Genomic DNA, 13,973 nt, shown 5'->3' on the forward strand with positions numbered 1-13,973 from the left:
TTCAGGAAACGCCTATATGAATGCTCCGTTTACATATTCATCGCCCACGCTTAGCGTAGAAGCTCTTAAGCACTCTATCGCTTACAAGCTGATGTTTACGATTGGAAAGGACCCGGTCGTCGCCAATAAACATGAATGGCTGAACGCAACGTTATTTGCTGTGCGCGATCGTCTCGTGGAGCGCTGGTTACGTTCAAACCGTGCCCAGTTGTCGCAAGAAACTCGTCAGGTTTACTACCTGTCGATGGAGTTTTTGATTGGCCGTACGCTCTCCAACGCCATGTTGTCGCTAGGAATTTACGAAGATGTACAGGGCGCACTGGAAGCGATGGGGTTAAATCTCGAAGAGCTGATTGATGAAGAAAATGACCCAGGCCTCGGTAACGGTGGCCTGGGACGTCTGGCGGCTTGCTTCCTTGATTCTCTGGCGACGTTAGGGTTGCCGGGGCGCGGTTACGGCATCCGCTATGACTACGGTATGTTCAAGCAGAACATCGTTAACGGTAGCCAGAAAGAGTCGCCAGACTACTGGCTGGAATACGGTAACCCGTGGGAATTCAAACGCCACAACACGCGCTATAAAGTCCGTTTTGGTGGTCGCATTCAGCAGGAAGGTAAAAAAACGCGCTGGATTGAAACCGAAGAGATTCTGGGAGTCGCTTACGATCAGATAATCCCTGGTTACGACACCGACGCGACCAACACGTTGCGTTTGTGGAGTGCGCAAGCCAGTAGCGAAATTAACCTCGGTAAATTCAACCAGGGTGACTACTTCGCGGCAGTGGAAGATAAAAACCACTCCGAGAACGTATCTCGCGTACTGTATCCGGATGACTCCACCTACTCCGGGCGTGAGCTGCGCCTGCGTCAGGAATACTTCCTGGTTTCCTCGACCATTCAGGACATTTTAAGCCGCCATTATCAGTTGCATAAAACCTACGATAACCTGGCGGATAAAATCGCGATTCATCTCAATGATACCCATCCGGTACTGTCGATTCCTGAGATGATGCGTCTGCTGATCGATGAGCACCAATTTAGCTGGGACGACGCGTTTGAGGTGTGTTGTCAGGTCTTCTCCTACACTAACCACACGCTGATGAGCGAGGCGCTGGAAACCTGGCCGGTTGATATGCTGGGTAAAATTCTGCCGCGTCACCTGCAGATCATCTTTGAAATCAACGACTATTTCCTGAAAACCTTGCAGGAACAGTATCCGAACGATACCGATCTGCTGGGACGGGCGTCGATCATTGATGAATCCAACGGTCGTCGCGTGCGTATGGCCTGGCTGGCGGTTGTTGTGAGCCACAAAGTTAACGGTGTATCGGAACTGCACTCTAATCTGATGGTGCAATCGTTGTTTGCCGACTTTGCGAAAATCTTCCCGGGTCGTTTCACCAACGTCACCAACGGTGTGACGCCGCGTCGCTGGCTAGCGGTAGCGAACCCATCGCTTTCAGCCGTGCTGGACGAACACCTGGGCCGTAACTGGCGCACCGACCTTAGCCTGCTTAATGAGCTGCAACAACACTGTGATTTCCCAATGGTTAATCACGCTGTGCATCAGGCGAAGCTGGAGAACAAAAAGCGTCTGGCAGAGTATATCGCCCAGCAGCTGAATGTGGTGGTGAATCCAAAGGCGTTGTTCGATGTACAAATCAAACGTATTCACGAATACAAACGTCAATTGATGAATGTGTTGCATGTGATTACCCGCTATAACCGCATCAAGGCCGACCCGGATGCGAAGTGGGTACCGCGCGTGAATATTTTTGGCGGTAAGGCGGCTTCGGCCTATTACATGGCGAAGCACATTATTCATTTGATCAATGACGTAGCGAAAGTGATCAACAACGATCCGCAGATTGGCGATAAGCTGAAAGTCGTGTTCATCCCGAACTACAGCGTTAGCCTGGCGCAGTTGATCATTCCGGCGGCAGATCTGTCTGAACAGATTTCGCTGGCAGGGACGGAAGCTTCCGGCACCAGTAACATGAAGTTTGCGCTTAACGGCGCGCTGACTATCGGTACGCTGGACGGTGCGAACGTCGAGATGCTGGATCATGTCGGTGCTGACAATATCTTTATCTTTGGTAACACTGCGGAAGAAGTGGAAGAACTGCGTCGTCAGGGCTACAAACCGCGTGAATACTACGAGAAAGATGAGGAGCTGCATCAGGTGCTGACGCAAATCGGCAGCGGTGTATTCAGTCCGGAAGATCCGGGTCGCTATCGCGATCTGGTTGATTCGCTGATCAACTTCGGCGATCACTATCAGGTTCTGGCGGATTATCGCAGCTATGTCGATTGTCAGGATAAAGTCGACGAACTCTACGAGCTTCAGGAAGAGTGGACCGCAAAAGCGATGCTGAACATTGCCAATATGGGCTACTTCTCTTCTGACCGTACTATCAAAGAGTACGCCGATCATATCTGGCATATTGATCCGGTGAGATTGTAATTTCACTAATAAATAGAACGGGGCCAAAGGGTCCCGTTTTTTTCGCCATCATTTCGGAAAAGTGTCCAGAAGGGGCAAGGGGACTCGGGGAGTATAATTTCGCCATTCAGAAAGAATGGAAAGAATAATGCAAAACAGAAAATGGATTTTGACCTCGCTGGTAATGACTTTTTTCGGCATCCCCATTCTGGCGCAGTTTTTGGCGGCGGTTATTGCCATGCTGGGTGTTGGACTTGCCGGTATTATTGAAGTTTGTAATATCTTTATCACGCCAACAATTTACCTTCTGCTCAACATTTTTATGCTGGCGCTGGGCGCATTAATGCTATTTTTCTCGGGGCGAGTGTGGGCGGACGATAGTGCACCAGAAAAAAGAGAAATAGCCGTCTGGCGACAATGTCTTTTTTTAGTACCCGCATTATTAACCCTGGGGGTCTGGATAATCGCGCTGCATCTGGCAGATTATCAATTTCACCAGATGGGAGCGGGTTGGTTGGCTGATCTTATACTCCCCTGGCTGGGCGTTTTGTTAGCCTCATTAGTCGGTGGTGAGTACTGGTGGTTAGTCATTATACCTGTTGGCGCGCATATCAGTTTTTCGCTGGGGTACGGCTGGCCGACCAGATATCCTTTAACGGGCACGTCCGGGTTACGTTGCCGTAATTCTCTCTTGTTTATCCTTCTCATGCTTGGTTTTGTCGCCGGTTACCAGGCTTATTTATATAAACAGCTTAATCCCGGCGTCGGTGTGCGTGAAAATATTGATACCTGGGCCTGGCGACCCGATAAACTCAATAATCAACTGACACCACTGCGTGGTAAACCGCAAATTCAGTTCACGCAAAACTGGCCGCGACTTGATGGCGCAACGGCGGCGTACCCCATTTATGCCTCTGCCTTTTATGCACTAAGCGTTTTGCCGGAAGATTTTCACGAATGGGAATATCTGGCGAACTCTCGTACTCCCGAAGCATATAACAAGATTGTTAAAGGTAATGCCGATATTATCTTTGTGGCTCAACCTTCCGGTGGGCAGAAAAAACGCGCGGAGGAATCGGGCGTCACTTTGATTTACACGCCTTTTGCCCGTGAAGCGTTTGTTTTCATCGTCAATGCAGATAACCCGGTTAATTCCCTGACCGAACAACAAGTGCGTGACATCTTCAGTGGTGCAATTACCAACTGGCGCACGGTTGGCGGTAACGATCAGGAGATCCAGACCTGGCAACGCCCGGAAGACTCTGGTAGCCAGACGGTGATGCAATCCCAGGTCATGAAAAATGTCCGCATGATCTCGCCGCAGGAAACAGAAGTGGCAAGTATGATGGAGGGAATGATTAAAGTCGTTGCCGAATACCGTAATACAAACAACGCAATAGGTTACACCTTCCGTTATTACGCAACACAAATGAACGACGATAAAAATATAAAACTGCTAGCGATTAACGGTATTGCACCGACTGCCGAAAACATTCGCAACGGCAAATATCCCTATATCGTCGATGCCTTTATGGTAACGCGGGAAAATACGACGTCAGAGACACAAAAATTGTTGGAGTGGTTTTTAACGCCGCAGGGACAGAGTTTGGTGGAAGATGTAGGTTATGTCCCGATGTATAAGACGCTACCTTAAAGCTGGATAATAAAAATGGAATTAGTTAATACATTATTTGCAAGCCTTGCCGGTACTGATCCCTTCACAGGCGTGGATATTACGATTGCCAACTGCAAATCGGCATACTGGGATGAAGGCATTGTTCAGCAACTCATTAACCAGGCCCTGGATGAAGGGGAAAAGTTCGTCGGTGCTGACGGTCTTGAGGGATTGCTTCGATATAATGTCACATTAAATATTGGCTTAACCTCCAGCAAGGTATGGCCGGGATTTTCCCTCGATACCGCCACCATTAGCCGTCTTTGTGCCTGTGGTGCTGATTTTGGATTTGACCCCTATATCAGTGATGTACCAGATGTTCAATGTGACCTGAACACGACAAATGACGTCACCGTACAATTTACGGCGATGCTAAATCCGGATGAGCGGGTGATAATAGCAAAGCGCCCGCTTAAAAAATGTGACTCCTGGATTGAGGATGTCTATATCTTTCAGGTCTTAAAAGATGCCTGGAAATTTCATAACAATAACAGTTTACGCGGATTTCGCGATAAGCAGGCCGAACTGAAATTCTACACGCTTCATTACTCAGTGGAAAATTGCGCAGAGGAAAGCTGTCGAGACTGCAATAGTTGCATTCGCCCCAGCTTTTCCCTTTCGCGTAGCGCCCTTATTCGCCTGAACGCGGCGAATGCTCGTTTTGTCTATCAACCGTTTACACGCGATCAGCGGGCGAGGGGGTAACTATGCAACCCAGCCCTGCCATGCAGGCATTAATTGAGCAGATTTATCACACCTTTCGTAGTTATCGGGTGCCGCAGAAATTTGTGGTTTGTTGTGAATATTGCCTGAGTCAGCAGGAACAAAAGGCATTACGGAGTACATCGTTACGAGCGATCCCGTATTCCTTAATCAATGCCTGGAATAGTAGCCCAGGGCCTGATCCGCAAAATAGCGATGAGGTCCGCTATTTTCTGCCGCGTTTACTGGAATTTGTTGCACAGGGGCATTTTGACAATATTCACGTAGTTTTTTCTCAGCGCCGTATCAACCTTGCCAACAAAGAAAACTGGCGTGCGGATGAACGGGCAATTTTACAGCGATTTGCCTGCCAGTATATGACTGATTGGGTATCCGGCGATGAAGCTGTCGAATTACAGTATATGCTGGAAATGTTTTTCCGTGCCGATATCGCTCTTGCGCCATTGCTGGATGCCATTAATTCAGTTCCCGGCTTTTGGTCGACCGTTTCTCTTGCCTGTTTATTGAACAGATATTGTGAGGATTATATCAGAGATAACCAGGACGATATCGATAACGTCATTACCACCCAAATCAATGCCTGGGCTAGAAATAATCATCCTTTACTGAAAGAAAGAGCGCGGCAAGCGATTGAGAACCCGCTAAAACAGCCCGAACCAATGACAGAATATCAGGTCTGGGAAGATGACTGGATAATTGATGAGTGTTTATGCGCGATGTATGACGCATCATCCGAATCACCAGGAAAATAAAAATGATTAAATTCCGGCTTTATATTCCCCCTGTAATTCTCGGTTTTGTTATCGTGCCATTATTGGTATGGCCGACGGTTATTGTCTTAGCCGTACTTATATTCACGTTAACTTTTCTGGCAGAAATAATATTCTCCTTTCCGCTCCTGGTTGTGCGTATTTCTCTTCAGGAACTACAACTTGAGTTAATGGTTGAATATGCACTTTTTTTTAGTGTAATGGCTGGCATCGGTTGGCAATTCTCCCGCAGAACGCCTCCTGAATTAAAAAACAGACTGCATTGCTGGCTGGTCTTTTCGCCGGTCTATTTCTGGTTAATTCTCTCGAATTTCATTCTTTATATTTCTCCAGAGAAATCAGCGTTGCTGGAAAATATCCGAAATTTCTTTCTGACGTTTGTCTGGCCTCCCCTGAATTTTTCCCCTTTTTGGCCGCAGCCTTGGACTGATTTTGTCGGCCCGATTAGTGCACAGCTTGGTTTTGCATTGGGATATTATTGCCATTGGTGCAGAAAAAATAGAAACCAGAGGAAGAAGTGGGGCGATTGGGTAACGTGCTTAAGTTTGGCGATTTTAGCTCAGGGGCCGTTATTCAATTATTTACAATGAATAGTCTAAGGAATCCAAATAGCCCGGTTGCACTTCAACCGGGCATCATCCTTACGACGCCAGCGACAACTTCTGCTGCGTATATTCCACCAGCCACTGACTCACACGAGATTGTTGATCCGCATTCAGCCACATGCCTTGTTTTGTGCGACGCCAAAGGGCATCGTCGGTGCGGCGGACCCATTCGTGATCCACCAGGTATTTCAGTTCCGCTTCGTAGAACTCATGACCGAAATCCTCCCCGAGGTCGCTTATCGCCCCCGCATTGCCGAGCAGCAGCTCGCTGTTGCTGCCGTAAGTGCGTGCGTAATGACGCGCCAGCGATTCAGTCAGGAATGGATAGCGACGGCGCAGACGAGCTGCGTAATCGTCGCGGTCGCCTTCAATGGCACCACCCGGCAGCACGCTCTCTTTCGTCCACGCCGGGCCAATACCCTGATAATACGGCGTCAGTTTTTCCAGCGCATGTTCTGCCAGTTTTCGGTAGGTGGTCAGCTTACCGCCGAATACCGACAGCAGCGGTGCTTTGCCGTTTTCATCATGGATATCAAGGGTGTAATCACGGGTAATAGCCTGCGGCGAGTCGGACTCATCATCACACAGCGGACGCACACCGGAGTAGGTCCAGACGATATCGTCACGGCTAAGCTGTTTTTTAAAGTGCGCGTTATACACTTTCAGCAGATAGTTGATTTCACTCTCTTCAATCTTCACCGCTTTCGGATCGCCTTTATACTCTACGTCGGTGGTGCCGATGATGGAAAATTCGTCCATCCACGGGATCACGAACACAATACGTTTATCTTCGTTTTGCAGAATGTAGGCCTGCTTCTGGGTATGCACACGCGGCACCACAATATGGCTGCCTTTGATCAGGCGAATGCCATAAGGCGAAGGCAGATGCATCCCCTCGTCGAAGAACTGTTTCACCCACGGGCCGGTGGCGTTAACCAGGCCGCGCGCTTGCCAGCTATATTTTTTGCCGGTATCGATATCTTCCGCTTCCACAATCCACAGGCCGTTTTCGCGGCGAGCAGAGGTGGCGCGAGTCCGAGTAAGCACTTCGCCGCCTTTACGCACCACCATCTGGGCGTTGGCGAGTACCAGACGGGCGTCGTCTACCCAACAGTCAGAATATTCGAATCCGCGCTTAATTTCCGGTTTTAACACTGAGTTTGCGCCAAAACGCAAACCGGTTGATCCCGGCAGGCTGGTGCGTTTACCCAGATGATCGTACATAAACAGACCAATCCGAATCATCCACGCCGGGCGCAGATGCGGACGATGTGGCAGGCGAAAACGCATCGGGAAGGCGATATGCGGAGCCATTTTCAGCAGCACTTCACGTTCAGCCAGCGCCTCGCTGACCAGGCGGAATTCATAGTGCTCAAGGTAGCGCAGGCCACCGTGAATGAGTTTTGAACTGGCGGAAGAGGTCGCGCAAGCGAGATCCTGCGCCTCCAGCATCAGCACGGATAAACCGCGTCCAGCGGCGTCTGCCGCGATACCAGCACCATTGATGCCGCCACCTATCACAATCAGATCTTTGGTTTCCATGCTGCCCTCATTCACTTTCGTTAAAGCTCATAAATGTTCGTTATCGAACATATTAGCAAAGAATCGCGCTTTAGGTAACATTGAAAAAACATTTTAGAGTGATATGTATAACATTATGGCGTTTATCTGCCGCTTCGACGTAAACTGTGCGGTAAATTTGCCCACTTGTTTGTAAAGAAAGAGAGACGCATGGATCAGTTCGAATGTATTAACGTTGCCGACGCGCACCAGAAGTTGCAGGAAAAAGAGGCGGTGCTGGTCGATATTCGCGATCCACAGAGTTTCGCTATGGGGCATGCGGTGCAGGCTTTCCATTTAACCAACGACACGCTGGGCGCGTTTATGCGTGATAACGACTTTGACACTCCGGTGATGGTGATGTGTTATCACGGCAATAGCAGCAAAGGCGCGGCGCAGTATCTGCTGCAACAGGGCTACGATGTGGTCTATAGCATTGACGGCGGCTTTGAAGCCTGGCAACGTCAGTTTCCCGCAGAGGTGGCGTACGGCGCGTAACGCTTTATACTGTCCCCTTTTGTGTGGAATAAGCGACAGCAACAATGTTGATGATTACCTCTTTTGCTAACCCCCGCGTGGCGCAGGCGTTTGTTGATTACATGGCGACGCAGGGTGTTATCCTCACGATTCAACAACATAACCAAAGCGATGTCTGGCTGGCGGATGAGTCCCAGGCCGAGCGCGTACGGGCGGAGCTGGCGCGTTTTCTCGAAAACCCGGCAGATCCGCGTTATCTGGCGGCCAGCTGGCAGGCAGGCCATACCGGCAGTGGCCTGCATTATCGCCGTTATCCTTTCTTTGCCGCCTTGCGTGAACGCGCAGGTCCGGTAACCTGGGTGGTGATGATCGCCTGCGTGGTGGTGTTTATCGCCATGCAAATTCTCGGCGATCAGGAAGTGATGTTATGGCTGGCCTGGCCATTCGATCCAACACTGAAATTTGAGTTCTGGCGTTACTTCACCCACGCGTTAATGCACTTCTCGCTGATGCATATCCTCTTTAACCTGCTCTGGTGGTGGTATCTCGGCGGTGCGGTGGAAAAACGCCTCGGTAGCGGTAAGCTAATTGTTATTACTCTCATTAGCGCCCTGTTAAGCGGCTATGTGCAGCAAAAATTCAGCGGGCCGTGGTTTGGCGGGCTTTCTGGCGTGGTGTATGCGCTGATGGGCTACGTCTGGCTACGTGGTGAACGCGATCCGCAAAGTGGCATTTACCTGCAACGTGGGTTAATTATCTTTGCGCTGATCTGGATTGTCGCCGGATGGTTTGATTTGTTTGGGATGTCGATGGCGAACGGAGCACACATCGCCGGGTTAGCCGTGGGTTTAGCGATGGCTTTTGTTGATTCGCTCAATGCGCGAAAACGAAAATAATTCCAGGGATTTATAAATGAAACAAACACAACGTCACAACGGTATTATCGAACTGGTTAAACAGCAGGGTTATGTCAGTACTGAAGAGCTGGTAGAGCATTTCTCCGTCAGCCCGCAGACTATTCGCCGCGACCTCAATGAGCTGGCGGAGCAAAACCTGATCCTGCGTCACCATGGCGGTGCGGCGCTGCCTTCCAGTTCGGTTAACACGCCGTGGCACGATCGCAAAGCCACCCAGACCGAAGAAAAAGAGAGGATTGCCCGCAAAGTGGCGGAGCAAATCCCCAACGGCTCGACACTGTTTATCGATATCGGCACCACGCCGGAAGCGGTGGCGCACGCGCTGCTTAATCACAGCAATTTGCGTATTGTCACCAACAATCTCAATGTTGCTAACACGTTGATGGTAAAAGAAGATTTCCGCATTATTCTCGCCGGTGGCGAATTACGCAGCCGCGATGGCGGGATCATTGGCGAAGCGACGCTCGATTTTATCTCCCAGTTCCGCCTTGATTTCGGCATTCTGGGGATAAGCGGCATCGATAGCGACGGCTCGCTGCTGGAGTTCGATTACCACGAAGTTCGCACCAAGCGCGCCATTATTGAGAACTCGCGCCACGTTATGCTGGTTGTCGATCACTCGAAATTTGGCCGTAACGCGATGGTCAATATGGGCAGCATCAGCATGGTAGATGCCGTCTACACCGACGCCCCGCCGCCAGTAAGCGTAATGCAGGTGCTGACGGACCATCATATTCAACTGGAGCTGTGCTGATCCTGCACGGCTTCCCACGTCAGACCAAAACGCGCCAGGTATTTGCGTAGCCGATCCGCGTCATTGACGCTGGCTTTGCCCTGGCGCGAAACATCAAAAAGCAGGCGTCCGGCAGCGGAAAGCGACTTTGCCTGGCGACAGAGAGCTATCACGTGTTCCAGTTGCAGCCTGTCAAAAAGGTCGATGTTTTCTGCCTCTGCGCCCAGCAACGCCGTAAGCGCGGAGGGGCGGCTCTCCTGCCAGTTATAGCGCAGACGGTTTATCTCATCTTCAACCACGTCCAGAGTGATGCGTCCGCTAGTGGCAAAGGTGGCCATCCGCGTGACGCTGGCAGAAAGTTCGCGAAAGTTACCGCGCCATGTTGCCTGGGGAGAGGTCGCAAAAGCCAACCAGGCGCGCCGCGCTTCGGTGTTAAAACGCACGCTGTCGCCAGTGAGTGTGGCGTGGCGCTCCACTTCATAATCAAGGTTCGGTTCAATATCTTCCTGGCGCTGGCGTAGACCCGGCAGGGTGAAGGTCCAGAGATTGATCCGCGCGTACAGATCTTCGCGAAATTTGCCTTCGGCAACCAGCTGGCGCAAATCGCGCACCGTTCCGGCGATAAGCTGAAAATCACTGCTCACCTGGCGATCGCTGCCAAACGGGTAAAAGGTTTTCTCTTCAATGGCTTTTAGCAGCATTGCCTGTTCGTCTGCGCCCAGTTCGCCAATCTCATCAAGAAACAACATTCCGCCGTTGGCGCTGCGTAATAAACCTTCACGAGATTCCCGCGCCCCGGTAAACGCGCCTTTTACATGACCAAACAGCGTCGACATGGCGGTATCGCCGCGCAGGGTGGCGCAGTTCACTTCCACAAACGCGCCGCTAAACTGATGCCGCGCCTGTTTTAACTCGAAGATGCGTCGCGCCAGAAATGACTTGCCCGCGCCGGTTGGACCGTTAAGCAGAATCGGCGCGCGGGATTTGATCGCCACTTTTTCGATCTGCTCAATCATGCGGTTGAAGTGGGGGTTACGCGTGGCAATGCCGGACTTAAGAAAATCAAGCGTTTGCTGGCGTTCCTCGGCAAAGCGGCTGGCGATGGCGTTATAACGGCTTAAATCGAGATCGATAATCGTCACTTCACCTGCGCCGCGCGGCTGTTCTTTTTTGCGCGGAGGTGAAGATTGTATCAGCCGGGCGGGCAGGTAACGCGCTTCCGCCAGCAGAAACCAGCAAATCTGCGCGACGTGGGTGCCGGTGGTGATGTGAATTAAATAGTCTTCTTTTTCTGGCTGAAACTCGTAACCACGGGCGAAATCATGCAGGCAGGCGTAAACCTCTTCGAAATCCCACGGGTTATGCAGTTCAATCTCAACGCCCACGACTTCTGTTTCTGGCGAAACGCTGGCGATATCGCGTTTAAGCGTTTCGAATAGCGAGCGCGAGCGGGTGTCGTGCAACAATTCCAGCCGATCGATGACTAACGATTCTTGCTGGCATAAACAAAGCGTCGGACGCCATTTCGACCAGCGCTGACTGCCGCGTCCGGCATAATCCAGCACGGTACCGACAAAGCCAAAAGCCACTGTTTTACGCATCTTAGATATCCTTATAAAAGACGATATTTCATTATCGGTGAATTGGTTTTGTGGAAAATCTCCGTTTACGGACGTAAAGATATAATCTTTTTTAAAACAATGAATTAAAAAATTAAGCTGCTTATTTAATTTTCTGGCACGACGGTTGCAATTATCAGGACAGCAAACAACGAAAAGAGAAAAACAAAATGAATTACGAATTACTGACCACTGAAAATGCCCCGGTAAAAATGTGGACCAAAGGCGTGCCGGTAGAGGCCGATGCGCGTCAGCAACTTATTAATACGGCGAAGATGCCGTTTATTTTCAAACATATTGCGGTAATGCCTGATGTACACCTGGGTAAAGGTTCCACCATTGGTAGCGTGATCCCGACCAAAGGGGCGATTATTCCGGCGGCGGTGGGCGTGGATATTGGCTGTGGAATGAACGCGCTGCGTACCGCGTTAACGGCGGAAGACCTGCCTGAAAACCTGGCAGAGCTGCGTCAGGCGATTGAAACGGCCGTGCCGCACGGGCGTACCACTGGCCGTTGTAAACGTGATAAAGGTGCCTGGGAAAATCCACCTGTTAACGTCGATGCTAAATGGGCTGAGCTTGAAGCCGGTTATCAGTGGTTAACGCAAAAATATCCCCGTTTCCTGAATACCAATAACTATAAACACCTGGGAACGCTGGGAACCGGTAACCACTTTATTGAAATCTGCCTTGATGAGTCGGACCAGGTGTGGATTATGCTGCACTCCGGTTCACGCGGAATTGGTAACGCCATCGGGACTTACTTTATCGATCTGGCACAAAAAGAGATGCAGGAAACGCTTGAGACGTTGCCGTCGCGTGATCTGGCGTACTTTATGGAAGGTACGGAATACTTTGATGATTACCTGAAAGCCGTGGCCTGGGCGCAGCTTTTTGCCAGCCTTAACCGCGATGCGATGATGGAAAACGTGGTAACGGCATTGCAGAGCATTACGCAGAAAACGGTCAGACAGCCACAAACGCTGGCGATGGAAGAGATCAACTGTCACCACAACTATGTGCAAAAAGAACAGCACTTTGGTGAAGAGATCTACGTGACGCGTAAAGGCGCGGTGTCTGCGCGTGCTGGTCAATATGGAATTATTCCCGGTTCGATGGGAGCAAAAAGCTTTATCGTCCGTGGGCTGGGAAATGAAGAGTCGTTCTGTTCGTGCAGCCACGGTGCCGGGCGGGTAATGAGCCGAACTAAAGCGAAAAAACTGTTCAGCGTGGAAGATCAAATTCGTGCCACCGCGCATGTGGAATGCCGTAAAGATGCCGAAGTGATCGACGAAATCCCGATGGCGTATAAAGATATTGATGCGGTGATGGCGGCACAAAGCGATCTGGTGGAAGTTATCTATACCCTGCGTCAGGTGGTGTGCGTAAAAGGATAAATGATGAAAAGGATGATTGCGCTGGATGGCGCACAGGGCGAAGGTGGCGGGCAGATCCTGCGCTCGGCGCTGAGCCTGTCGATGATAACCGGCCAGCCATTTACCATCACTAGCATTCGTGCCGGGCGGGCGAAACCGGGGCTGTTGCGCCAGCATCTGACCGCGGTAAAGGCGGCGACGGAAATTTGCGGAGCAACCGTGGAAGGCGCGGAGCTGGGGTCGCAGCGTCTGCTCTTCCGGCCTGGCACCGTGCGCGGCGGCGAGTACCGCTTTGCTATCGGTAGTGCCGGAAGCTGTACGCTGGTGCTGCAAACGGTGCTGCCCGCGCTGTGGTTTGCCGATGGACCTTCGCGTGTTGAAGTGAGCGGAGGCACCGATAACCCGTCGGCCCCGCCTGCGGATTTTATCCGCCGGGTGCTGGAGCCGCTGCTGGCGAAAATAGGAATTCATCAGCAAACCACGCTGTTACGTCACGGTTTTTATCCTGCCGGAGGCGGCGTGGTGGCAACGGAAGTCTCGCCGGTGGCATCGTTTAACACCTTGCAACTTGGCGAGCGCGGGAACATTGTGCAGATGCGTGGAGAGGTGTTATTAGCTGGCGTGCCGCGCCATGTCGCTGAGCGTGAAATCGCTACGCTGGCGGGTAGTTTTTCCCTGCATGAGCAGAATATTCATAACCTGCCGCGTGACCAGGGGCCGGGTAATACCGTCTCGCTTGAAGTCGAAAGTGAAAATATCACCGAACGCTTTTTTGTCGTCGGTGAAAAGCGCGTCAGTGCCGAGGTGGTAGCCGCGCAGTTAGTGAAAGAGGTGAAACGCTACCTGGCAAGCCCGGCGGCAGTGGGGGAATATCTCGCCGACCAGCTGGTACTGCCGATGGCGCTGGCGGGCGCGGGAGAATTTACGGTCGCCCATCCTTCATGCCATCTGCTGACCAATATCGCGGTGGTGGAGCGTTTCTTGCCGGTGCGGTTTGGTTTGATAGAAACAGATGGCGTAACGCGGGTGAGTATTGAATGATGTAAAGATGTAAACCGGATCCAATGCATTATCC

12 protein-coding genes are annotated in these 13,973 nt (G+C 51.1%); 10 read left to right on the plus strand and 2 right to left on the minus strand.

The window, feature by feature from the left end; translation table 11 throughout:
- The first annotated feature begins 16 nt into the window (after positions 1-16).
- The 5 genes from glgP (at position 17) to QZF50_RS01160 (ending at position 6,201) form a co-directional block, all read left to right on the plus strand.
- Positions 17-2,464, plus strand: a complete 2,448-nt coding sequence (glgP, locus tag QZF50_RS01140) for a glycogen phosphorylase (RefSeq protein ID WP_000993449.1) — start codon at positions 17-19, stop codon at positions 2,462-2,464.
- Between the two features lie 124 nt (positions 2,465-2,588).
- The gene (locus tag QZF50_RS01145; protein ID WP_122986235.1) at positions 2,589-4,097 is read left to right on the plus strand and encodes a PstS family phosphate ABC transporter substrate-binding protein; all 1,509 of its coding nucleotides are present in this window, start codon (positions 2,589-2,591) and stop codon (positions 4,095-4,097) included.
- A gap of 15 nt (positions 4,098-4,112) precedes the next feature.
- Positions 4,113-4,823, plus strand: a complete 711-nt coding sequence (locus QZF50_RS01150) for a hypothetical protein (RefSeq protein WP_000424547.1) — start codon at positions 4,113-4,115, stop codon at positions 4,821-4,823.
- A 2-nt stretch (positions 4,824-4,825) separates the two neighbouring features.
- A complete protein-coding gene (locus QZF50_RS01155) occupies positions 4,826-5,593 on the plus strand; it encodes a hypothetical protein (RefSeq protein WP_290376517.1) in 768 nt (255 codons plus the stop codon).
- Between the two features lie 2 nt (positions 5,594-5,595).
- Positions 5,596-6,201: a hypothetical protein gene (locus QZF50_RS01160; RefSeq protein WP_000589359.1), complete on the plus strand. Its 606-nt coding sequence runs from the start codon at positions 5,596-5,598 to the stop codon at positions 6,199-6,201.
- A gap of 51 nt (positions 6,202-6,252) precedes the next feature.
- On the opposite strand, the gene glpD is transcribed toward QZF50_RS01160, so the two are convergent.
- The gene (gene glpD / locus QZF50_RS01165; protein WP_000448139.1) at positions 6,253-7,758 is read right to left on the minus strand and encodes a glycerol-3-phosphate dehydrogenase; all 1,506 of its coding nucleotides are present in this window, start codon (positions 7,756-7,758) and stop codon (positions 6,253-6,255) included.
- Positions 7,759-7,947: 189 nt separating this feature from the next.
- On the opposite strand from glpD, the gene glpE reads away from it, so the two are divergent.
- The 3 genes from glpE to QZF50_RS01180 are packed head-to-tail and all read left to right on the plus strand — an operon-like array spanning position 7,948 to position 9,924.
- Entirely contained in the window at positions 7,948-8,274 is a 327-nt protein-coding gene (gene glpE, locus QZF50_RS01170) for a thiosulfate sulfurtransferase GlpE (protein WP_000371928.1), read from the plus strand.
- Positions 8,275-8,318: 44 nt separating this feature from the next.
- Positions 8,319-9,149, plus strand: a complete 831-nt coding sequence (glpG, locus tag QZF50_RS01175; RefSeq protein WP_000928731.1) for a rhomboid family intramembrane serine protease GlpG — start codon at positions 8,319-8,321, stop codon at positions 9,147-9,149.
- A gap of 16 nt (positions 9,150-9,165) precedes the next feature.
- Positions 9,166-9,924 (plus strand): DeoR/GlpR family transcriptional regulator, encoded by a 759-nt coding sequence (locus tag QZF50_RS01180; protein ID WP_000815099.1) that lies wholly within the window; start codon positions 9,166-9,168, stop codon positions 9,922-9,924.
- Here QZF50_RS01180 and rtcR read toward each other — a convergent pair.
- Positions 9,906-11,504, minus strand: coding sequence for a DNA-binding transcriptional regulator RtcR (gene rtcR / locus QZF50_RS01185; protein ID WP_001232966.1), 1,599 nt, complete (start codon positions 11,502-11,504; stop codon positions 9,906-9,908). The genes QZF50_RS01180 and rtcR overlap by 19 nt on opposite strands.
- Before the next feature lie 188 nt (positions 11,505-11,692).
- Between rtcR and rtcB the strand changes: the two genes are divergently transcribed.
- Positions 11,693-12,919: an RNA-splicing ligase RtcB gene (gene rtcB / locus QZF50_RS01190; protein WP_001105504.1), complete on the plus strand. Its 1,227-nt coding sequence runs from the start codon at positions 11,693-11,695 to the stop codon at positions 12,917-12,919.
- A 3-nt stretch (positions 12,920-12,922) separates the two neighbouring features.
- On the plus strand, positions 12,923-13,939 hold the full coding sequence (gene rtcA, locus QZF50_RS01195) for an RNA 3'-terminal phosphate cyclase (protein WP_001297267.1): 1,017 nt from the start codon (positions 12,923-12,925) through the stop codon (positions 13,937-13,939).
- The last annotated feature ends 34 nt before the right edge of the window (positions 13,940-13,973 follow it).

The sequence above is a fragment of the uncultured Escherichia sp. genome (assembly GCF_948475835.1).
In the GTDB taxonomy this organism is placed as follows: Bacteria; Pseudomonadota; Gammaproteobacteria; order Enterobacterales; family Enterobacteriaceae; genus ECMA0423.